The sequence below is a fragment of the Rhizobium sp. USDA 3886 genome, assembly GCF_056279785.1.
This window is the reverse complement of record NZ_JBWCDC010000002.1, coordinates 290,955-312,494: the sequence shown is the minus strand read 5'-3', so window position 1 is coordinate 312,494 and position 21,540 is coordinate 290,955. Positions and strand designations below refer to the sequence as shown.

The window sequence follows — 21,540 nt, the reverse complement described above, 5'->3', positions numbered from 1 at the left end:
TCTTATGGCCCGCATCCTTCCCCAAACTAAATCGGCGGCGATTAATCCTCTGAAATCGTCTCAGCCGCTGGGCGCTGCCTTCGCCTTTCTTGGCATCAATGGTGCAATGCCTGTGTTCCACGGCAGCCAGGGGTGTACCAGCTTTGCGCTGGTGCTGCTCGGAAGACATTTTAAGGAATTGATCCCGCTGCAGACGACGGCGATGGATGAAATTGCAATTGTCGTCGGCTGCGCGGATCACCTCGAAGAGGCCATCCTTAATCTCAAGGCCCGCGCAAAGCCCCGGCTGATCGGGATTTGCACGACCGCACTGGTAGAGACCCGCGACGAGGATGTCGCTGGGGACCTAGCCACCATCAAACGCACGCGGGCGACAGAACTCACGGGTACGGAAGTGGTGCTCGCCAGGACGCCGGACTTCGACGGTGCGATAGAAGAGGGGTGGTCCAAAGCTGTTACCGCTATGATCGAGGGAATCACTCGGCCCCGGACGCAGTATCGCGATCCGAGGAAGATCGCGATACTGCCCGGCTGGAACATAACAGTTGCCGACATAGAGCATCTGCGCGAGACGGCCGAGGGCTTCGGGCTCAAACCGGTGATACTGCCCGATGTGTCCGGCGCGCTTGATGGCACCATCCCCGACCACTGGATCCCCACAACGTATGGCGGCACGAAAATAGAGGACATCCGCGACCTCGGTGCCGCGATGCAATGCATCGCCATCGGCGAGCAGATGCGGCGACCGGCTGAAGCGTTGCAGCGGCTAACCGGCGTACCATACGTGCTGTTCGAGTCGCTCACAGGCCTGAAGAACGCGGACCAGCTTATCCGGCTGCTTACAGCAATGTCGCGCGAACAAGCGCCTGCCAATGTCCGTCGCAGCCGCATGCAGTTGCAGGATGCCATGCTCGACGGACATTTCCATCTGGCTGGCAAGAAGATCGCAATCGCCTCCGAGCCGGATCAGCTCTACCAGTTTGCAGATTTTTTCACTGGCATGGGTGCGGAAATTACAGCCGCCATCACCACGACAGGGTCTTCAAAAATACTGCAAATAGTTCCAGCGGAGACAGTTCAGGTCGGCGATCTCAGTGACCTGGAACACCTCGCCCCGGGTGCCGATCTTCTCGTCACGCACTCGCACGGCAGGCAAGCTGCAAAGCGTCTCGACATTCCGCTAATGCGTATTGGCTTTCCGATCTTCGACCGCCTAGGCAGTCAGCACAAACTTACAATCCTGTATCAGGGGACGCGCGACATGATCTACGAGGTTGCCAACATTTTTCAGGCTAACCAACACACGCCGACTTCGGGCGCACCTAATCCAATCCGTAGCGGGGAATTGCAAAATGACCTCAACTCGTCGTCTCTCGCTCGTCAATGATGGGTTCCACGAACAGCGGCCAAAACGGCAAATCGGCGTACTGCGGGTAGCAATCGCCACTCAAGACATGAGAGGACTGAACGCGCATTTCGGGTCGGCTAAACGATTTGCCATCTACGACGTGACGCCCGACGCGTGGAGTCTCGTGGAAGCCGTAGTGTTCGATGACGTTTCCGATGAGAGCGGAACGCATCGAGCCGATGGTGATAACAACATCGCTCCAAAAGTGGAAACGCTAAGGGGTTGCCAGCTCCTATTTTGCCTGGCTATCGGCGGGCCTGCGGCAGCCAAGGTTATTGCGGCAAAGATCCATCCGATCAAGGTGCCGCAGCCTGAACCCATCGACAATGTGCTAGCCCGCATTCGGACGATGCTAAGGACGGCGCCCCCACCGTGGCTTCGCAAGGTGTTAGCCCAAGCGGGCGCCGCCGGAAAGAAAGCCAGCTTCGAAGACGAGGAGTGAATGATGACAACGCGATCCAATCCCGCGGTTATTCCAGCTGCCAGTGACGACAAGAGCCTTGAAAAGCCCTTTATCAAATGCCTCGTGCGGCTGATCCGCGCTGAAGATACATACGGACGGTGGAGAGGCAAGTGCGACGTCGAACTGCTGGACAACTTCACTGTTCCGGAGGACCAGCGCCGCGCAATCCCAATCATCGGCGATCCCGATCCGTATGTCCTGTGGAGGCTTAAAACCTTTTACACCGCCGTCGGCCTTGGTAAGGAGCGCTCAGACTTACTGGTGTCGCGGACGATGGAGATCAGCCAAGAGGGCTTCGGGCGGGTGTTACTTACGACCAAACGGTTGGTCCTGCTGTCAAAGACCCTGCGTGACGTTCATCGGTTCGGTTTCAATAACCTTCGCAAATGCGCCAAGACCGGTACGCAGTTAGTCAGCGATGCGGTCCAAGTCATCGAAGCTTATCCGGATCTCGCGCGGTCGTGATGGAAACGGTGTTGGAGAACGAGACCATGTCAGAACTTCAAGAATTGAAGAAAAGGGTGTGGAAGCTGGAGGTGCGCGCTTGGTATGCGAAGATGGAATTGCACGACCTCGCCGAAGAGTTTCCGGTCAACTGGACCGAAATTACGGCAGTTGCGGAGAAAACATTTCATGCCTTTGCTGAGTTGGACGCTGCAAAAAGAGAACTCGCTGCATCGCAGGATTCAAAATGACAAGCTCATGCGTGACCCGCGACGGGACCAAATGGATGCCGGAGTATTTAGCTTCCATCGATCGACTGATGTGCATCGGCTGCGGCCGCTGCTTCAAGGTCTGCTCACGGGAGGTCATGCATCCTCACGGTATCGACGATGCAGGTGAGATTCTCGGTGTCTGCAATGGCGAGGAAGACGACTTCGATGGCGAGCTCAATCGAGTGATCATGGTCGTCGATTTTCCCGGCCGCTGTATCGGATGTGGGGCCTGCGCCCGCGTCTGTCCAAAAAACTGCCAAACTCACATCGCGAGTGGCACGATTGCCGAATGAGCGAGGAGGAACCGGGAGAATGTAATGCGGCGATGTCACGTTGTTTGATCAAGTCGGAACAAGGCGCTTGTGTGAGACGTCAGGCGGTTGCGCCGGTCACGGCTTTCCACTGCGCCATTGCGCGGATCCGATGGATGTGGATGGCGAGGGCTGAGTTTTTCTGGTGCGGGGGGACGAAGAGATTTCGGAGTGCCGAAAAGATCGATATGAACCGTTGCAAGCCGCCGACGGATCGAAATCCCTGCATCATCCGCTCCCGTTTTCGAAGCGGCACGTGAGAATTCTCGGCCCGGTTGTTCAGGCCCTTGTGCGATCGATGTTCGACGGCGGGCATCACCTCCCGTCTTGCAGCACCATATGAGCGCAATTTGTCGGTGACGATCCGCTTCGGCGTCAGGCCTTGCTTCTTCAGCAGCCTGACCAGCAATCGCCTGGCGGCTTTGGGTATCGCGGCGGGCTTGAACGATCTCGTCGAGAACGTAACCGTCTTGGTCAACGGCACGCCAGAGCCAATGTTTGCGGCCGCCGATGGAAATCACCACCTCGTCCAGATGCCAGATATCCTTTCGCGAAGGCCTCTTTCTGCACAACTGCCTGGCATAAGCCGTTCCGAATTTGCGACCCCATCTCCGGATCGTCTCATGGGAGACGACGATACCGCGCTCCAGCAGCATCTCCTCGACCATCCTCAGGCTCAAAGGGAACCGAAAATACAGCCAGACCGCACGGGCGATGATCTGCGGTGGAAAGCGGTGGTTCTTGTAGCTTACGGCCGGACTGTTCATCCCAACCCATTATCCGACAACCGTTAAGCCGCTGACAACGTGACATCACCCGTCGGATCGTTCTTCCTGCTCGGCTTGATTCTGGCGCTCCACATGCGCCGGCCGGCGCACGCCATCATGGCCGCCTTCGCCATCTGGCTTACCTTGGTTCTGATCGCGCCGCAGATCGGCGATACGCTCGATCCCGACAATCAGGTTGGTGCCGGCGTCTTTCGTACACTCGGCATCGCCAAGCCGCAGGAAAAACAGATCATGACGTCCTTTGCGACCTATGAAACGGTCCGTGACGGCATTGAACAGCTGTCGCCCGCCAAACATCTTGAGCGCTGGTGCTTCGCAGCCCTTGGCATCAAGGAAATCTACTACGGTCAACCACTCGTTACCGTCATGCGGGATCGCTGGAGCGACGCCGCTTGGCTGATCGGCCTGTCCGCAGCCCTTCTCGCCGCCCTGTTTATGCTTCCGTTCAACATCGCAAACCTCAAAAAGGACTGACCATGACCCACGTCAAACAGACGAATTTTCTCGTCTCGAGCTTCCTTCTCCTTGGTCTCACAGCCTTTGCTGCACCTGCGGTCTCGGCTCCCCTCGATAGCGACAATGACGGCATCCCCGATATTGCCGAGAAACTGCTGGGGACCGATCCCCTGATCGCGGATACGGACGGCGACGGTCAGAACGACAAGGCCGACGCCAGACCGACGGAGCTCGATAACCCGATTGTCCAGACCGGGACGCCGGCGACGATCCGCGTTCTCTCCGCCAAGGTAGAGGACAATTTCGATCCGGTCACGAAGAAGAACGTTTCTGATCATCTGGAACTCGCCATGTCGAACGACGGCAAGGCCGATCTCAAGGGATTGAAAATGTATCTGACGCTGACCGACGATACGAACGCCAAGACCGAAAGCATCTATCGCGACCTGTCCGGTTTCACGGTGGCTGCGGGAAAAACCACAGCGCTGCATTTCGATCTCAAAGGTGTCGCTGACTGGGCGGCCGCGCAGACGCATTATCGCGCCAATGAAAACTCCATGCTGTACACGACGCCTTCACCGAAGACACTCCAGTTGCAGATCGCGGCCAATGGTGAGGCGCCCGTCTCGATCACGTTCAAGAAGGATGCAGGTGGAGCGGAAGTCGCGGATTGATGAACGACCTGGATTGTTCCCTCTCTTGACCTTCAAGCGCATTGGCGGCCGCACTGGCCTCGTCGGTTCGGCTTTCGTTGGTGGCAAAGATGGTCACACGCCAGCCGCATGGATGATCGAACGCACTGGCCCGGAGGCAAAACCGTGAAAGTAGGTTTCCTGTACCGTGATTTTGGTCCATCGCTACTGCTAGCAGCAGAACGCTTCTTGGCAAATCTCTCCCAACACGCAGATGAAGCGACGGTGGTGTTAGCGGACGAGGAAAAAAGTTCTGGAGTTGTCCTGTTGCTTTCATCTTCGACCGGCTTATTCTCACGTCGCCAGCCTCGGTATGCGGCGCTCGACCAATCACAGGAATCGTTGGTTGTGAGCCACCGCAACCAACTTGCGTTAAAAAGCTATGTTTGGCTTATTCCGGCATGCGCATGCGTGCCGGTGAACTGATGCTACGAGGCCCTTCGACTGCCAACGCTTCCTACATAGATGTGCGGGTAGCGATGCGACCGAGGAGTGCTTGCAGGCTCTCGAAGGATGTTAGGTCTAACCCAACGATCCTGCCCCAGTTGCAGATAGCGAGTAGGTAGGCCTCGGCAACAGAGAACTTGCCGTCCATCTGGCCATCGAGCTGCCGTTCCAGCCAGCCGAGGCGACCAAGAAAACGCTCGAGAAGATAGCTTTCACTTCCTGCGGTCTTCGGGCATCGAACAGAGGGCCCGAAATTCTTGTGCACTCGCTGCTGACAAAGGCTAGCCTTTCGATCAGGCGATACCGTCCCATCGAACCCCAGGCCGGTACAAGTTCCTTTCCGGAACCTGATCGGCCACATACTGCATGATCATAGGCCATCGGTCAGAATCTGGCCATTGGCCCGCTCCACCAGCGGCACGTAGCCGCGGAGATTGAGGGCGTAGTAATCATCAGCGCCGGTGTGGGACGTATGCGTCCGTAGCAACGGTATGGGCGGTGAATGGCAGACCGGGCCTCGCAGACGCCCGGGCTGTAATAGAACTTCATGCAGAACTCCGAGAGAAGTCGAGGATCGAGAGGAGCCTGACCGGCAGGAGCATACGGCCTCCCGGCTGGGGTCGTTTATCCGCGCGGCGCGATGATCGGAGCCTTTTTCCCGCGCCCCCACAGAATGAACAGGCAGACGGGGAGAAGGATGGCGTTCAGCGGAAGGGCCGACAGCTCACCGCGTGACGAATGGAAAATGAAGGCCACAATCTGCAGCAGTACGCACCCCAAGGCGGCCAGAACCGTCAGCCGGGGCAGGATGCGGGTGAGGGCGGGCAGGAGAATGCCGGCACCGCCTACGATATCGATGAGGCCCATTAGGCGCAGGAACCGTGGCGGCACGTCTCCGGGCCAGACCCACATGGCCGCCAAGTGATCGATCGGCATGAAGAACTTCATGCAGCCGAATACGGTAAACGCGACAAAAATGAGCACTTGGGCGATCCAGAGCCCTATTTGCAAGGATTTTGCAGCAGTCGGTGCTGAATGAAGAGTCGAGCTGTGTGGCATCTGATGTCTCCAGAAGAGGTGGTGAACGAGCACATAAGATCCGTGCGCCGCGATCGTCGGATCGCTGAAAGAAGCCGCGTGCCCTCGGTCAGGCGGGCTTGCTGTTGATCTTACGAGGGGAAACGTCAAAAGAAATCGATATAATTTTGGCTGTCTTGTTCAAGAAAACTGATAGTGTTATTCTCGTCGTTGTCGGCGCTGTTTGTGCCACGCGCCGTGAAACCGTTCGATCTTCTGGAATTCCCATGGATGCGCTGACGCTTGATCAGTTCCTGATATTCGTCACTACGGTTGAGGAGGGGAGTTTTGCTGCGGCTGCGCGGCGAATGAACAGAGCGCAATCGGCGATCACCTACACCATCCAGAAACTCGAGGAGCAGAGCAGGCTTCCCCTCTTCGACCGCTCCGCCTATCGTCCAACGCTGACCGAGGCAGGAAAGGCGCTGCTGCCGCGCGCGAGACGCATCCTTGACGACGTGACGGACTGGCGGCGCCAGGCCCAGGGCATCTCAGAGGGGCTGGAGGCAGAACTTACTCTCGCTGTCGTCAGCTATGCGCCGCCGGACCTCTTAAGCCGCGTCCTGAGCGCCTTCAACGCGGAGTTTCCCTTTGTCGAAATCCGTCTTCTGACCGAAACCTTCGATGCCGCGGCGAAGGCTCTGCGTGATGGCACGGTCGATCTCGCTCTGCTTGCTGAACGTCAGCCGGAGGAATTCGAGCGCCGCGTGTGCGGCCGGATCGATCTGGTTCCCGTCACCGCCCCGACGCATGCGCTCGGCCGGATCGAGGGACCAATCAGCGCGGCACGACTGCGGGACCACACCCAATTGGTCATCAGCCCCGCTCCCCACTTGGACAGCGGTCGGGACTATGGTGTGCTTGCCACGAACAGATGGCGCGTCAATGACCTCCAGACCAAATACGACCTCATTCTTGCTGGTGTCGGCTGGGGTTCAATGCCCCGCTCGCGCGTGGAGAACGATCTTTCGACCGGGCGCCTCGTCGAACTGAAACCGGAAAGTTGGGAAGGGTCGGATTGGATGCCATCGTTCCCATTGGTCATTGCCTACAGGAAGGAAAAGGCGCTCGGTCCAGCCGGACAGTGGCTGGTGAAGCAATGTATCGCTCAATGGGAGTTGGCCAGCAAACCTTGAGCAGCGGAGACAGGCTGTTTGCGGTTGGGCGAGGATGTGTACTGGCCGGATCGCCAAGTCTGGAAATGCGGCGATCCGGTGAATGGTTGTCCTGCTCTAAGGCAGCGCTCTCATATATAGCGAATATCCCTTTTCCCCGCCGTCGGGCGCGCTCGGCTGCCTGCCAGCCGGCATTCAGGCGGTCTGCCGAAGAGATCGCGAGCAGACCGACATCACGCCGGTCTTCAGCCAGAAGAAGGTTGCCGCAATTGCTTCCGGAGCGACGGCGCCCTGATAGGCGATGACCACGCTGGCGTTTGGTCCAGGTCGGCGTAATCAGTACCTCCGCTGGCGCGCCGTCCGGCGTACTTCACAAAGCGAATGCCGAGAAGCAGGCGGATTTCATGCTTGGACGGATCAGCGAGGCTTTGAACGAAGTCTGGGCGATGATGTCGTGGAGACCCCGAGCGCGCCCCTGGCAAGCGCTTGTCCACGTTCTTTTCGGGAAAATTGCGCGATTGCCAATGCCATCTTCGCGTGGGAGGGGGGCCAGCGCCTGCTCAGGGCGCACGCGGGGATACGGGCGAGATATTCGGGGATCTAGTTGGAAGCATGGCAAGCAGATGACCTCTAATCTCGGACGCAAGCAGGGGCCGGTACCTTTCATCGGCACCTGTTCACCGGCTTGGAACAGGGGTTTCACCGCGGTAGCCGTAAAAGCGTCTACAACCTTCCGCCCGAACCAGCCGGCCTCGACATATTTCAGCAGCGGGCACGGCCGGTACTTGGTGTCGGCAAGCCTGCTATGCAGCACGTTCATGATGGGCGAAGCAGGGCTCGAGGCGGACGAAATCGTGCGCCACCTGCCGGTCCAGGTTCGCGCCGATTTTGGCGATCGCGACCTCAAGTCTTTCCGCATCGACGTCTGCCCGTCGCAGACCGCCCCGACCGTCTCAATCGTCATCTCTATTCTTCCCCGGCTTCTTTTGAAAATCCCCAGCTTCCAGCCCCCAGAACCGGCGCGGCTTTATCGAGCGCCAGGGGGCTGCGTGACAGAAGGATGGGCGTCCGCAAGCCAGGCAAGCCTGCGGGATCGATGCGCAGCTCCCGCGCCTGGATTTGTGGCTCGTTGATCGCTTCCGCAACTGTATTGATCGGGCCTGCCGGAACGCCGGCCTTCTCGAGCGCGGCAATTAGCTCCGCCTTCGGCCTCAGCCTGGTCTTGTCCGCAATTAGGGCGCTGAGCGCTTTCCGGTTCTCCACCCGGGCCGGATTGGTCGCATAGGCCGGATCTTCCGCAATGCCATTAAGACCGAGCATGCCGCACAGGGCCGCAAATTGCCGGTCGTTGCCGCAGGCGATGATCAGATGACCGTTAGTGGCGGGAAACACCTGGTAGGGCACGATATTGGGATGCGCATTGCCCATGCGGCGGGGCACCTTGCCGCCCGCAAGATAGTTCATTGCCTGGTTGGCAAGCACCGCAACGCCCACATCGAGCAGTGCCAGGTCGACGTGCTGGCCTAGGCCGGATCGCTCCCGCTCGGCAAGTGCCGCCTGAATGCCGATCACCCCGTAGAGGCCGGTAAAGACGTCGATCCAAGCAACGCCCACTTTCTGCGGTTCGCCGTCCGGTTCGCCGGTCAGGTCCATGATGCCGCACATGCCCTGGATCAGGAAATCGTAGCCCGGTTGTCGCGCCCGCGGACCCGCCTGGCCGAAACCGGTCACGGAGGCATAGACGATGCGGGGGTTGATTGCGGCGACGCTGGCGTAGTCGAGGCCGAATTTCTTCAACCCTGCGACCTTGAAGTTCTCGATCACGACATCCGCCTCCGCGATCAAGGATTTGACGCGGGCGAGATCCTCGGGTTTGCCGAAATCGCAGGTGACCGAAGTCTTGCCGCGGTTTGCCGCGTGGAAATAGGCTGCCACCTTTTCGGCGCCGCCCTTGCCGTCCGGCTGCTCAATGAAGGGAGGTCCCCAGGTGCGGGTGTCGTCGCCCTGTGGGCTCTCGATCTTGATGACTTCGGCGCCGAGGTCGGAGAGCGTCTGTCCGATCCAGGGCCCGGCCAGGATGCGGGCAAGCTCGACGACCTTCAGGCCGGCGAGGGGGGCACTGTTTGGAGCAGCCATCAGAAGAATGCCTGAATGCCGGTCTGTGCACGGCCGAGGATCAGCGCATGGACGTCATGCGTGCCCTCGTAAGTGTTGACCGTTTCCAGGTTCTGCGCGTGGCGCATGACGTGGTACTCGATCTGGATGCCATTGCCGCCATGCATATCGCGGGCCTGCCTCGCAATGTCGAGCGCCTTGCCGCAATTGTTGCGCTTGACGAGGGAAATCATCTCCGGTGCGAACCTGCCCTCATCCACCAGCCGCCCGACACGGAGTGAGGCCTGCAGGCCGAGCGTGATCTCCGTCTGCATGTCGGCGAGTTTCTTCTGGAAGAGCTGCGTGCCGGCGAGCGGCTTGCCGAACTGGATGCGATCGAGGCCGTATTGCCGGGAACGGAACCAGCAATCCTCCGCAGCGCCAAGCACGCCCCAGGAGATGCCGTAGCGGGCTCGATTGAGGCAGCCGAACGGCCCCTTGAGCCCCGAGACATTCGGCAACAGCGCGTCCTCGCCTACCTCGATGCCGTCGAGCACGATCTCGCCGGTGATCGAGGCTCTGAGCGACAGTTTGCCGCCGATCTTCGGCGCCGAGAGGCCCTTCATGCCTTTTTCGAGGATGAAGCCGCGGATCTCACCGCCATGCGCCTCCGACTTCGCCCAGACGACGAAGACGTCGGCTATCGGCGCGTTGGAGATCCACATCTTTGAGCCCCGCAGGCGATAGCCGCCCTCGATCTTCTCGGCGCGCGTCTTCATAGAACCCGGATCGGATCCGGCATCCGGCTCGGTGAGCCCGAAGCAGCCGATCAGTTCGCCGGAGACGAGACCGGGCAGGTATTTGTCGCGCTGTTCTTCGGAGCCATAGGCGTAGATGGGGTAGATCACCAGCGACGACTGCACGCTCATCATAGAGCGGTAGCCCGAATCGACGCGCTCCACCTCGCGCGCCACGAGACCATAGGATACGTAATTGGCGCCAGCCGCGCCATAATTTTCCGGCAGCGTCACGCCGAGAAGACCCGCCTGGCCCATCAGCCGGAAGATGCCCGGATCGGTCTTTTCCTCAAGATAGGCATCCTGAACGAGCGGCATGAGTTCGGCCTCGGCAAAGGCCTTGGCCGCATCGCGGATCATCCGCTCCTCCTCGGCGAGCTGATCCTCGAGCAGGAAGGGATCGTCCCAAGCGAATGCGCTCGTTTGGTATGAAGGCGTGGCTCTGGTGAAATCTGCGGTCACGGATTTTTCCTCGAATGAAGTGCGATGATGCCGAGGCGGCTTCCGATACTGTCACGGCGACCGCTCTATCCAGCCTTACATGTCTACACGGCAACGGAGCCTGACGGCGCCGACAGTGCTGCTTCAATTGAAGCCTCGAGGATGTCCAAGCCTTCCGAGAGGACGTCCCATTCAATCGTAAGGGGCGGCAACAAACGGACTACGTTGAGGCGCGTTCCGCATGAGAGAAGTATGAGGCCGCGCGCTTCAGCTTCCGCGACGATGCCGTTCGTGATTGCAGGCGCCGCCGTCTTAGTCTGGCGATCCTCGACAAGTTCGAAGGCGATCATCGCCCCAAGCCCACGTACGTCCCCAATTCGCTCCATGCCCTGCCGCGATGCGAGAGACGTCAAGCGGTCGGTGATGCAACGGCCGATTTCGGCCGCGCGTTGGCAGAGTCTCTCGTCCTCTATGACATCAAGTACCGCATTGGCCGCCGCGACACTCAGCGGATTTCCCGCATAGGTACCGCCGAGCCCACCCGGGTGGGCGGCGTTCATGATCTCAACCCTGCCGGTGACGGCCGACAGCGGAAAGCCGCCTGCGAGGCCCTTCGCCATGGTTACGAGATCCGGCTTCACGCCGGCATGTTCGAAACCGAACATTTTCCCCGTTCTCGCCATGCCAGCCTGAACCTCGTCGGCAATCAGCACGATGCCATAGTTGTCAGCTAGCTCGCGCAGCCGGACCAGGAATTCCTTAGGCGCGACATTGAAACCGCCTTCGCCCTGAACCGGCTCCAGGATGAAGGCTGCGATGCGCTCGGGGTCGATATCGGCAGCGAACAGCCGTTCGAGTCCGGCAATCGCCTCTTCCGTGGAAATACCGAGGAATTGGTTCGGGAACGGCGCATGGTAGACATCGGCCGGGAAGGGGCCGAAGTTCTTCTTGTAGGGCATGACCTTGCCGGTCAGCGCCATGCCAAGCATGGTGCGACCGTGGAAAGCGCCTGAGAACGCGACAATGCCGGGGCGCTTCGTATAGGCGCGGGCGATCTTGATGGCGTTTTCGACCGCTTCGGCCCCGGTGGTCACCAACATAGTGCGGTTTTCCGTGCCGGTTGGCGCAATCCCATTCAGCCGCTCCGCGAGTTTAACATATCCCTCATAAGGGGCCACGTGAAAGCAGGTATGTGTAAATTGTTCCGCTTGAGCGGCGACCGCCCGCATGACTTTCGGATGGCGATGGCCCGTATTGTTGACGGCTATACCGGCGGCGAAATCGATAAACCGCTTACCGTCCACGTCCCAAAGTTCGGCATTCTGGGCCCTTTGCGCGAAGATGCTACGTGTTCCAACGCCGCCGGCGACGGCGGCCTTCTGACGGGAGTGCAAGTCTGCTGAGGCAGTCATTTTGGATTTTCCGGGATTCGTTGATCGGAGTGTGCGCGGGCTCAGCCGCGTGTTCATTTTTCCTGGGCAGAAGCCACTGCCCAGGCAATGTCGCTGTGGCGATCAGCCGAGGTGCACCCATACCGATTTGGTTTGGGTGTATTGGGTAAGCGCCTCGAGGCACTTGTCGCGGCCATTGCCCGTCTGCTTGTAGCCACCCCAGATCGACGTCATGTCGCCGTGATCGAAGCAGTTTACCCACACCACGCCGGCTTCTACGTCGCGCGCAAAGCGATGCGCCTTCCCGACGTCGCGGGTCCAGATCGAGGCCGCGAGGCCGTAGACGGTGTCATTGGCGATTTCCACGGCGTCCTCGATGCCGTCCACGGGAATAATCGTGGCGACCGGCCCAAAGATCTCTTCACGTGCGATCTGCATGGAGTTGTTGACGCCCGTGAAAAGAGTCGGTTCGACAAAGGCCCCCATCGGCGAGGACGCAAGCGTGCCGCCGCCGAATTTCAGGGCAGCGCCCTCATTACGGCCGACGTCGATGTATTGCAGCACCCTTTGTTGATGCGACGCGGTAACGAGCGGCCCGATCGTCGTCGAAGGATCAAGCGGGTCGCCGAGCACGAAATTCTCCCTGGTGCGGGCGGAGAAGCGCTCCACGAAGTCGTCGTGGATGCTCTTGTCCACCAGAATTCGCGAACCGGCGTTGCAGACCTCGCCCTGGTTTCCATAGATACCGTTGACGGCATAGGTGACCGCGGTGTCCAGATCATCATAGTCGCCGAGCACGATCTGCGGCGTCTTTCCTCCGCATTCGGTGGAGACCCGCTTCATGTTCGACTGGCCGGCATAGACCATCAGGAGCTTGCCCACCTCGGTCGACCCGGTAAAGCCGATCTTGTCGACGTCATTGTGCAGGCCGAGAGCCTTTCCGGCCTCTTCTCCCAGCCCGTGGATGACGTTGAAGACGCCGGCCGGGCCGCCGGCTTCGATAAACAGTTCGGCCAGCAGGTTTGCCGAAAGCGGAGATTGCTCCGCCGGCTTGAGGACGACGGAGTTGCCTGTCGCAAGGGCAGGACCGAGCTTCCAGGCCGCCATCATCAAGGGATAATTCCACGGTACGATGAGGCCGACGACGCCCAGTGGCTGGCGAAGGATGTAATGGAGGGCGCTGGCCGACGTGTTGGTCACCGCTCCCTCAATCTTGTCGATCGTTTCGGAGAAGAACTTCAGGGACGTAACCGAACCCGGGATGTCGATGTTCATCATGTCCATGACGGGCTTGCCCATGTCGAGGCTGTCGAGCAGGGCAAATTCTTCCCCATTCGCCTCAACAAGTGTCGAGAAGCGCTCTAGGACTGCCATGCGGTCACGCGGATCCATGCGCGACCAGGAGCCGGACTTGAAAGCCTTGCGAGCGACGCTTACGGCGCGATCGATCTCCGCCTGACCACCGCGGCTGACTTCCGCAAGGACTTCGCCCGTTGCTGGATTGATCGTGTTGAATGTCCGTCCATCGGCGGAAGGAACATATGCGCCGTCGATGAAATGTAGCGTCCTGAATTTCAGGGACTTGGCTTTGCCATGCCAGAAATCCCGCGTGTAGGTTGAGGCGTCCATGACTGTACTCCTGTTGTTACTTTGACTTGGTTTGGTCTCTGAGCATCGTGACGGAGAGCACGACGAGCACGAAGGAGGCGGCAACGATGATGCTGCCGACGGCATTGATTTCGGGCGTGATGCCTCGCCTGAGGGTCGAGTAGATGTAGATCGGAAGGGTCACGTCGCGGCCGGTGAGGAAATAGGTGACCGGGATTTCATCGAAGGACAGCGTGAAACACAGCAGCGCCGATCCGATGATCGAAGTGCGAATGTTGGGAAGAATCACCCGGTAGAACGTTTCGAAGGGCGTCGCTCCGAGATCCGCCGAAGCTTCGAGGAGACGCAGATTGAGCTTGGCGAGGCGGGCCATCACCTGCGAGACAACGACGCCAAGCAGCGCTGTCGCGTGACCGATGACCACGGCGGTGAGGCTTTGGGGGATGCCGATCTGCTTGTAGAAGTTCAGCATCGCAATCCCGGTCACGATGCCCGGTAGGCTGAGCGGCAGCAGGATAGCGTTGCGGAAAATGTCCTTACCCGGGAAGCTGTAACGATCGAGCGCCAGAGCCGCCGTGACGCCGATCACCACGCTGAGGAGTGTTGCGAAGCTCGCCACGATCAAGCTGTTGCCAAGCGCCGTCAGCATCTGGTTGTTCGCCAGGAACTGTTGGTACCAGCGTAGCGTAAAGCCCGAGAGCGGAAAGGACGTCACCGGGCTGTCATTGAATGAAAACAGCACGAGGATGACAATCGGCACGTAAAGAAAAATCAGCACCAGTAAACTGAATCCGACCAGGCCGCGCTGCACCATTGAAGAGAAGCCATCATCTCGTCCTCCTAGTTCATATCTATGTGATCTCGCCGGTCGAACCGGCTTGAGACGGTGAGAACGGCGAGTACGAGGATCAGCACGAGCGTTGCGAGCGCCGAACCGAGCGGCCAGTTGAGCGCTGCGCCGAACTGGCTCTGAAGGAGGTTGGCAACCATGGTGCCGTCAGGGCCGCCAACGAGCACAGGAGCTACGAAATCTCCAAAGGCGAGGCAGAAGGTCAGTGTCGCACCAGCTATGAGACCGCCCAGGGACAACGGAAAGATCACCCTCCAAAACGTGATGAAGGGGCCGACGCCCAGGTCTTCCGAAGCCTCGATCAGTGCCTTTGGAATGTTGTCGAGCACGGTGAAGAGGGGCATCACCATGAATGGGACGAAGATGTAGACCAGAGTAATCACCATGGACGCCTGATTGTAGAGGAACAGCGTCAGTGGCTCGTCGATGAGTCCGAAGGAGAGGAGCAGGGAATTGAGCGCTCCGTTCGTTCCCAGGATGATCTTCCAGGTGTAAGCCCGCAGGAGATATGAGACCCAGAGTGGGACGATGACGGACATGTAGAGAAGGTTTCGCCACTTTTGGGACTTGACCGTGAAGACCAGAAAATAGGCGAGCGGGTAACCGAGCAGGATCGCTCCAAGGGTGACGAGCAGGGCGATCTTGAGGGTGCGCAGGATGACGGTGATGTATTGGGGGTCGCTGAACAGTTGGACGAAGTTGCCCCGCTGAAAATCAGGGACAAAGAGAGGGAATTGGCGGGTCCAGAAACCGACGGCGATCATGACCGCGTAGGGAAAGATCATGAAAATCAGCGCCCAGCCCAGCGGAATTGAAAAAAGGGCTGCGAAGGCTGCGAGATTGCGGCGGCCGACGGTCATGTGCGTAGCTCCGGTGCAAATAACATCACATCGGCCGGGTCTACATACAGGCCGATGGCCCCCCAGGCTCGAGATGACGCCCTGTTCCGGCAGTCCGTGGGACATCCGCAAAGATTCGCCCGGCGTTGCCCGCCAAAGCGAGTTCCAGACGCACGCGGTCTCCATGGAACAGCGTCTCGATAATTCGAGCCTCCATGGTGTTGGCTCCATCGAAGGCGTCCAGTCTTATCCTCTCGGGTCGGATACCGGCGGTGACGGCGCGAAGAGGCTCGCCGGCGGACGGAACCCTGCCGATACGCCTCAGAAGGGTTCCGTCATCCAGCCGAAGGAGATCGAATACTCCATCTCGACCCTCGTATCTTGCCGACACCAGGTTGGAAGCGCCGATGAAGTCGGCCACGTAAGGAGTGGCCGGATCGTCGTAGAGTTCGGTGGGCGCTCCGACCTGGACGATCTTTCCCTCTTTCATGACGACGATGCGATCGGAGAGCGCAAGTGCCTCGGCCTGATCGTGGGTCACCATCAGGAAGGTGATGCCGAGTTCCCGGTGGAGCCGCTTGAGTTCGACCTGCATGCCTTCGCGGAGCTTCACGTCGAGCGCCGACAGGGGCTCGTCAAGCAGCAGCACGCGCGGTCGACGCACGATCGCCCGGGCCATGGCGACGCGTTGGCGCTGTCCCCCGGAAAGTGCCGCCGGCACCCGGTTGCCCATCGTCTCCAGGCCGACCATCGCGAGGGTCTCCTCCACGCGTCGCTTCCGCTCCCCGGGTGCGACGGCGCTGCCCTTGACGGACAGGCCGTAGGCAATGTTTTCCGCAACCGTCATATGGGGGAAAAGGGCGTAATCCTGAAAGACGGTGTTGACCGGACGCCGGTAGGGAGGAGCGTTCGTGACATCCTGCCCAGCAATGGACACGGTTCCCGAATTCGCATACTCGAAACCGCCAATGAGCCTCAGCGTGGTGGTTTTTCCGCATCCGGACGGTCCGAGGAGGGTAACGAATTCGCCTTCACCCACCTCGAGTTTCGTTTCGTGTAGGGCCGTGAAATGGCCATAGGTCTTTGTCACGCCGTTCAGCGTCACGATAGCACGCGAGCTCATGCGTTCTCCAAAATATCAGATGTAAGAGGAAAGGGAGGATGCGCGTAGCACCCTCCGACCCAACGGTCGCTTAGAGGCCCGCCTTAACCGCGTTCCAGACCTCGAGGTACTTGTCGAGGCGCTTCGGCTGCTCCCACATCACGAGGCTTTTGACGAACTCGACGTTATTGACCTGACGTTCCTTCTTCAGGTCCTCATTCATGCAACCCTGGACGGCCTTCGGGTTCACCGGAAAATAACCGGTCTCCCCAGCAATGCCGCACTGCCCGTCTGCTGACTGCATGAATGACATGAACTTGTATGTGCATTCGGTATTCGGAGAGCCCTTGGCGATCATCATCGAATCCATCCAGCCCTCGGCTTTCTCCTTTGGTGTGAATTCGATGACGTTGAAGCCCTTATTCAAGGCGTTGACGTCTTTGCTCGTCAGGCCGGTCCAGGCGTTGGACACATACACTTCCTCGTTGGCCATGAGTTCGGTCAGCTCTCCAGCAGATGCCCAGTATTTCCGAACCAACGGCTTTTGTTCGAGCAGTTTTGCCTTCACAGCATCCAACTGCTCGTCCGTGAGATCAAAAACATTGTCGTAGCCAAGGTATCGTGCTGTCCAGTAGATCGCCGACTTGTCGTCCCATAGGGAGACCTTTCCCTTGTTCGCGGGATCGAATAGGACGCCGATCGAATCGGGCGTCGAAGACAGCTTATCCGGCCGATAGATAAGGGAGACAGAGCCCCAAATCAGCGGCACCGCCCAGGTTTCGCCGTCGACTACCACCGCGCTCACCTTGGAGAATTCAGGGTAGATGCCGTCGAAGCCTTCGACCTTCGTGGTGTCGATCGGGTCTACGAAGCCGGCTTCGTGCAACATTGGAACGGTGTCAAGCGAGGGCGTGATAATGTCATAGACTCCACCACCCGCAGCCAATTTGGCGGCAAAATCGTCATTCGAGCCGACATAGGACGCCGTGACCTTGCAGCCGGATGCGGCTTCAAACTTGGTGATAAAGCTATCTGCGGCATAACCTTCCCATGTGAGCAGGTTGAGCTCGCCTGCGCTGGCCGAGGCCATGTGCGGCAGCGCGGAAATCGTTGCCAATGCGCCGATTGCCAGTTTTTTGATTAGGCTCATGATATTGTTCCCCTGTATATCGCGTTTAATTATTTGCGCTTCGTTTTTCGAACGAGCGTGGCGATGTCGATTCCGAGTGCCTTGGCGGCGCTTCGTTTGCTTCCATTTTCTGCGATGGATTTTTCCAGGATCCAGGTCTCAAATCCCTGGACGAGGTCTTTCAAGCTGGCGTGCGCGGGCACAGAAGGCGCAGGCACCTCCATATGCTTGGGCTCGGTGCGCGCGGGGGCGAGTATGGGTGCCATGAAATGCTCCGGAAGCGCGACACCCTCGGCGCAGGCCACGGCCTGCTCCAGGATGTTTGACAGTTCCCGCAAGTTTCCGGGATAGGAGTGCGCCTGAAGCAGATCGGTGAATTCCGGAGACAGCCGAAGCTGAGGTTTCCGAATGAGATTGATGCGACGAAGCATCTGATCGGCAACAGCCTCTACAAGATCGGGCTGCTCGCGCAAAGGCGGGAGGGCAATGGTGACAACCGCGATGCGGTAGAAGAGATCCGGTCGGAATACTCCCTCGGCGATCTTGTTTCCCAGGTCGAGGTTCGTAGATGTGATAAGCCGGAAGCGCGCTCGCCTTCGCTGCATGGATCCCACCCTGCTGAAGGTTTGGGTCTCCAGGAAGGACACGAGCTTCATTTGAGACGTGACGGATAGATCGGTGACTTGGTCCAGAAACAATATCCCCCCGTCGGCGGCTTCGATGAAACCGAGCTTTCCGCGCGTGGATTGGTCCAGCGGCGACCCAGGCTCAATCCCGAACATCTCGACATCGAACTGCTCGTCGGAGAGCATCCCACAGTTGACATGGACGAACGGCACGGCTCCGGCTTTGTCGGAGTGTCCAATTCGTTTTGCGAACTCGGTCTTGCCCGTTCCGGTCTCGCCCGTCAGCAGGATTGCACTCCCGCGTTCCAGAGCCATCTCGCCCTTGCGGGCAAGGCCGTGAAGCCGCGGCGTTATGTGGTACGCGGTCCTTGCGACCTCTCCGGTCTCCGTCTCGAACCGAAACCGCTCTGACCCTTCGTTCGGCCTATGTTGTCGGTTCGCCTCTCGCATCGTGAGTAGCGCACCGTAGGCCCCACCCTCCTGGTTTCGCAGGATGCTGAGCGACGCAAACACGTTTCTTTGCGAGTTGAGCGCGCCCGAGACCTCGATCCGCTTCAGTTGATGGAGCGCGGCGGCAAGCTTCTGGATAAGTGGGCCGGCGGTCTTGGCATGCTTCGCCAGTTCGGACCCGACAAGGTCCGCGCGTGCAAGGTTGAGGAGCAGCTCTAGTTTGCCGTTGGCGAGCTTGATCGTGCCATCGATTTCCAGAAAGGCCGCGCCATCGGGCAAAGCTTCGAGAAAGCCACGAAACTGCGGATCGTCGACGAAGCCCGGACGAAGCCCCCGCGGCGCGAATGCATTTATATCGTTCGCATAGAACTTCACGACAGCGCCTCCTGGGCAAGCGAAGGTGACCTTCTTTTCGACTTTCTCCGGGCCGTCAGGACGTATCGGCCCATCTCTCCCTCGATACGCGCAGCCCGGAAGCGCCAGTTGTTCCGACAATTATCGGCCGAGATGATGATGAGGTCGCATTCGCTCCCAGCGGACTCTTCCGCCGCAAGTGCGGCTTGCCGCAGCCTTTCGACCGCGTTGCGCGTCTCTGCGAATTGCTGGAGCGGCCGTCCGAGCATCTGATCGGCGGGTCGGCCCCATGCAGTTTCGGCAGCGGGATTGGCGGCCAGCAACAGTCCGTCCTCCGACATCACCAGGATCGGGTCTGGCGCGGCGCTGAGAATGTCGAGCATCGTCTCGGCGCGATCGTAAAGCTGCTGTTCGCGCTTCTTGTGCATCCCGACATCGCGCGTCGTGCCCCAGAGGCGGATCAGCAAACCGTCCCTAATGGCCGCGCGGAAGTCGTTCTCCACCAGCATCTCGCTTCCGTCATGGCGTCGGTCCACCGCCTGCGCATGGTCGAGGCGATAGTTCGACCGGACGAGGTCGCGTACCATCTGCCGGTTGATCTCGGTTGCAGGGAAATAGCGGGAAACCGGCTGCGTGTTGAAATCCAGCCCATCCGGCAGTCGGTAGAGGCGGCCCATGGCATCGTTGCAAGCCCGCCAACTGCTCCGGTTCTTGAATATCTGTTCGACGATTTCCTCTTGCGCGAGCGATGTGTCGACCGGCTCGAGAAACTCGATGCACCAGCAGGCATCGGTGGCGGCGCCGATCATCTGCGACAGGATTTCCACCCGCTCCACCAACTCTGCGCCAACACCGAGCGCTGCCGGCGTCAGCGGCTGCTTGACGACTGCAAGACCGTTCAGCCCGTCGACAAAGGTACTCGCCACCATGGGCATGTCGCCATGGGCCTTGGAATTCATCCACACCGGAAAGCTTTGTTCGGCGGTTTGTTCGCCGCGGGCGATGGCGCGGATGAGGGAGGCGGACTCGCCGCTATAGACACTTTCGAGCGGCGTGCCGATTATCGATCGAGGGTTGATCGCCAACGTCTTGGCCTCCCGATCGTTGACGCGGCAGACACGGCCTTCGAGATCGATCCAATCAATTAGGAGGCTGTCCATGTTGAAGGCCGTGTTCATTCGTTCGTTCATACCGAGGCCCCTTGGTCGCTCCAGCCGCTCGAAGGACTGACTGCGAAAACGCAGCAATCCAGCCACAGGCAGTGGCAATTGCAATGCTCTAACTGGATTGGCCGAGAAAAATCGAAATTTGCAAGCGATACATGCGCAGATTCGCAGCGTAGTGATGCGGTTTTGCGAAGTGCCGCTTGCGATTTGGCGCGGCTCGAAGACCATTTCCTCGGAGAAACCAAACATCATGGGGCAAGGTCACATCCTTCCCACTGGTCATTGCTTACAGGAAGGGAAAGGCGCTCGGTCCAGCCGGACGGTGGCTGGTGAAGGAATGTGTCGCTCAATGGGAGTTGGCCAATAAACCTTGAGCGCCGGAGATAGGCTGCCCTTCGCTGCGCTCGTGAGCGACAGCCGATCGCCGCGGACAGAGACACAGGCTATCGCCGATCGCTTGTCCTCGCTAATACGCTCTGCCAAGATCAGTCGCGCTGAGCGCGTTCGCCGTCAACACGAAGGTGAATACCTCGATATGGATGCCTGCATTGAGGCCTCGATTTCACACCGCATCGGCGAGATGCCGGATTTCCGGGTCTATGGCCGGTCCGAGCGTCGCAGCCGCGATTTTTCGGTACTTGTCCTGCTGGATGTATCGCAGTCGACAGCAGACCGCATCCACGGCAAAGATGATACCGTACTCGACCTGGAACGATTTTCGACCGCTCTTCTCGCCAAGACGATTTCCGCTGCAGGCGACCCTTTTGCAATTGCCGCGTTCTGCTCCGACACCCGGGAGGACGTTCGGTATTTCCGGATTAAGGACTTCGACGAAACATACAACACCTTCGCGAGGTCACGCCTTGCAGGCATTCGCAGTTGCCTCTCGACCAGATCGGGAGCCGCCATTCGCCGCGCAGGAGCGGATCTTGCGAAACGTCAGAGTCATCGACGGCTGCTGCTGGTTGTGACGGACGGGGAGCCATCCGACGTCGACGTCGACGACAACAGGTATCTCGTGGAAGACGCGAGAGCGGCCGTCCATTCGCTGAACCGCAAAGGAATCGATACGTTCTGCGTCGCACTTGATTCTGACGGGAGGTCTTGTGCCGATCGGATCTTTGGACGCGGGGAACCGCAGCAATTGCGAGTGTCGGACAACTGCCAATTCAGCTGCCGACTATCCTTTATCGTCTGACCAGATGAACTACGTCGCCGGC

The 21,540-nt window shown here is 59.3% G+C and carries 21 protein-coding genes and 3 pseudogenes; 10 read left to right on the top strand and 14 right to left on the bottom strand.

All coding sequences use genetic code 11. The annotated features are described in order from the left end of the window. The first annotated feature begins 4 nt into the window (after positions 1–4). Genes nifN through fdxB form a run of 5 tightly spaced genes read left to right on the top strand, consistent with a single transcriptional unit; the run spans position 5 to position 2,880 of the window. Positions 5–1,387 carry a nitrogenase iron-molybdenum cofactor biosynthesis protein NifN gene (nifN, locus tag ACZ9BX_RS21740; protein WP_027513826.1) on the top strand — a complete coding sequence of 461 codons (1,383 nt, stop codon included), beginning with the start codon at positions 5–7 and terminating at the stop codon, positions 1,385–1,387. Next, positions 1,353–1,850, top strand: a complete 498-nt coding sequence (gene nifX / locus ACZ9BX_RS21735; RefSeq protein ID WP_027513827.1) for a nitrogen fixation protein NifX — start codon at positions 1,353–1,355, stop codon at positions 1,848–1,850. Before nifN ends, nifX begins: the two co-directional genes overlap by 35 nt. Next, positions 1,851–2,336, top strand: coding sequence for a NifX-associated nitrogen fixation protein (locus ACZ9BX_RS21730; protein WP_087005979.1), 486 nt, complete (start codon positions 1,851–1,853; stop codon positions 2,334–2,336). Between the two features lie 26 nt (positions 2,337–2,362). Further along, positions 2,363–2,566 (top strand): CCE_0567 family metalloprotein, encoded by a 204-nt coding sequence (locus ACZ9BX_RS21725; RefSeq protein ID WP_027513829.1) that lies wholly within the window; start codon positions 2,363–2,365, stop codon positions 2,564–2,566. Beyond that, positions 2,563–2,880 (top strand): ferredoxin III, nif-specific, encoded by a 318-nt coding sequence (fdxB, locus tag ACZ9BX_RS21720; protein ID WP_027513830.1) that lies wholly within the window; start codon positions 2,563–2,565, stop codon positions 2,878–2,880. Before ACZ9BX_RS21725 ends, fdxB begins: the two co-directional genes overlap by 4 nt. 79 nt (positions 2,881–2,959) lie before the next feature. Here the strand turns inward: fdxB and ACZ9BX_RS21715 are convergent. Further along, a pseudogene (locus ACZ9BX_RS21715) lies at positions 2,960–3,711 on the bottom strand (IS6 family transposase). On the opposite strand from ACZ9BX_RS21715, the gene ACZ9BX_RS21710 reads away from it, so the two are divergent. From ACZ9BX_RS21710 to ACZ9BX_RS21700, 3 genes are all read left to right on the top strand, one after another. Next, positions 3,705–4,160, top strand: coding sequence for a hypothetical protein (locus ACZ9BX_RS21710; RefSeq protein WP_027511318.1), 456 nt, complete (start codon positions 3,705–3,707; stop codon positions 4,158–4,160). The pseudogene ACZ9BX_RS21715 and the gene ACZ9BX_RS21710 sit on opposite strands and share 7 nt — an antisense overlap. A gap of 2 nt (positions 4,161–4,162) precedes the next feature. Then, positions 4,163–4,816 carry a hypothetical protein gene (locus tag ACZ9BX_RS21705; RefSeq protein WP_051336670.1) on the top strand — a complete coding sequence of 218 codons (654 nt, stop codon included), beginning with the start codon at positions 4,163–4,165 and terminating at the stop codon, positions 4,814–4,816. A gap of 144 nt (positions 4,817–4,960) precedes the next feature. Next, the gene (locus ACZ9BX_RS21700) at positions 4,961–5,260 is read left to right on the top strand and encodes a hypothetical protein (RefSeq protein ID WP_132568514.1); all 300 of its coding nucleotides are present in this window, start codon (positions 4,961–4,963) and stop codon (positions 5,258–5,260) included. A gap of 645 nt (positions 5,261–5,905) precedes the next feature. On the opposite strand, the gene ACZ9BX_RS21695 is transcribed toward ACZ9BX_RS21700, so the two are convergent. Then, positions 5,906–6,340, bottom strand: coding sequence for a DoxX family protein (locus tag ACZ9BX_RS21695; protein ID WP_027511317.1), 435 nt, complete (start codon positions 6,338–6,340; stop codon positions 5,906–5,908). A 245-nt stretch (positions 6,341–6,585) separates the two neighbouring features. Here ACZ9BX_RS21695 and ACZ9BX_RS21690 point away from each other — a divergent pair, with 245 nt between their 5' ends. Further along, positions 6,586–7,494, top strand: a complete 909-nt coding sequence (locus ACZ9BX_RS21690) for a LysR family transcriptional regulator (RefSeq protein WP_027511316.1) — start codon at positions 6,586–6,588, stop codon at positions 7,492–7,494. A gap of 133 nt (positions 7,495–7,627) precedes the next feature. Here ACZ9BX_RS21690 and ACZ9BX_RS21685 read toward each other — a convergent pair. The 12 genes and pseudogenes from ACZ9BX_RS21685 to ACZ9BX_RS21630 all read right to left on the bottom strand — a co-directional run. Continuing rightward, positions 7,628–7,809, bottom strand: a pseudogene (locus tag ACZ9BX_RS21685) (hypothetical protein); the annotation flags it as partial. 341 nt (positions 7,810–8,150) lie between these two features. After that, positions 8,151–8,309: pseudogene (locus ACZ9BX_RS21680) on the bottom strand (3-hydroxyacyl-CoA dehydrogenase family protein); the annotation flags it as partial. A 130-nt stretch (positions 8,310–8,439) separates the two neighbouring features. Next, positions 8,440–9,609, bottom strand: a complete 1,170-nt coding sequence (locus ACZ9BX_RS21675; protein WP_027511314.1) for a CaiB/BaiF CoA transferase family protein — start codon at positions 9,607–9,609, stop codon at positions 8,440–8,442. Further along, complete coding sequence (locus tag ACZ9BX_RS21670; protein ID WP_244564609.1) at positions 9,609–10,724, bottom strand: acyl-CoA dehydrogenase; 1,116 nt, start codon at positions 10,722–10,724, stop codon at positions 9,609–9,611. Before ACZ9BX_RS21670 ends, ACZ9BX_RS21675 begins: the two co-directional genes overlap by 1 nt. A 185-nt stretch (positions 10,725–10,909) precedes the next feature. Then, positions 10,910–12,217 (bottom strand): 4-aminobutyrate--2-oxoglutarate transaminase, encoded by a 1,308-nt coding sequence (gabT, locus tag ACZ9BX_RS21665; protein WP_027511312.1) that lies wholly within the window; start codon positions 12,215–12,217, stop codon positions 10,910–10,912. A gap of 102 nt (positions 12,218–12,319) precedes the next feature. Then, positions 12,320–13,825: an aldehyde dehydrogenase gene (locus ACZ9BX_RS21660; RefSeq protein ID WP_027511311.1), complete on the bottom strand. Its 1,506-nt coding sequence runs from the start codon at positions 13,823–13,825 to the stop codon at positions 12,320–12,322. A 16-nt stretch (positions 13,826–13,841) separates the two neighbouring features. Beyond that, positions 13,842–14,582, bottom strand: coding sequence for an ABC transporter permease (locus ACZ9BX_RS21655; RefSeq protein ID WP_476220208.1), 741 nt, complete (start codon positions 14,580–14,582; stop codon positions 13,842–13,844). 62 nt (positions 14,583–14,644) lie between these two features. Continuing rightward, a complete protein-coding gene (locus ACZ9BX_RS21650; protein ID WP_037142533.1) occupies positions 14,645–15,514 on the bottom strand; it encodes an ABC transporter permease in 870 nt (289 codons plus the stop codon). Positions 15,515–15,554: 40 nt separating this feature from the next. Then, entirely contained in the window at positions 15,555–16,616 is a 1,062-nt protein-coding gene (locus ACZ9BX_RS21645; protein ID WP_132568513.1) for an ABC transporter ATP-binding protein, read from the bottom strand. A gap of 70 nt (positions 16,617–16,686) precedes the next feature. Beyond that, entirely contained in the window at positions 16,687–17,745 is a 1,059-nt protein-coding gene (locus ACZ9BX_RS21640) for an ABC transporter substrate-binding protein (protein WP_244564606.1), read from the bottom strand. A gap of 29 nt (positions 17,746–17,774) precedes the next feature. Next, a complete protein-coding gene (locus ACZ9BX_RS21635; protein WP_051336668.1) occupies positions 17,775–19,175 on the bottom strand; it encodes a sigma 54-interacting transcriptional regulator in 1,401 nt (466 codons plus the stop codon). Then, positions 19,172–20,344, bottom strand: a complete 1,173-nt coding sequence (locus tag ACZ9BX_RS21630; RefSeq protein ID WP_165928330.1) for a PAS domain-containing protein — start codon at positions 20,342–20,344, stop codon at positions 19,172–19,174. The genes ACZ9BX_RS21635 and ACZ9BX_RS21630 overlap by 4 nt, the downstream gene beginning before the upstream one ends. Before the next feature lie 511 nt (positions 20,345–20,855). Between ACZ9BX_RS21630 and ACZ9BX_RS21625 the strand changes: the two genes are divergently transcribed. Continuing rightward, positions 20,856–21,518, top strand: a complete 663-nt coding sequence (locus ACZ9BX_RS21625) for a nitric oxide reductase activation protein NorD (RefSeq protein WP_027511306.1) — start codon at positions 20,856–20,858, stop codon at positions 21,516–21,518. Positions 21,519–21,540 lie beyond the last annotated feature (22 nt).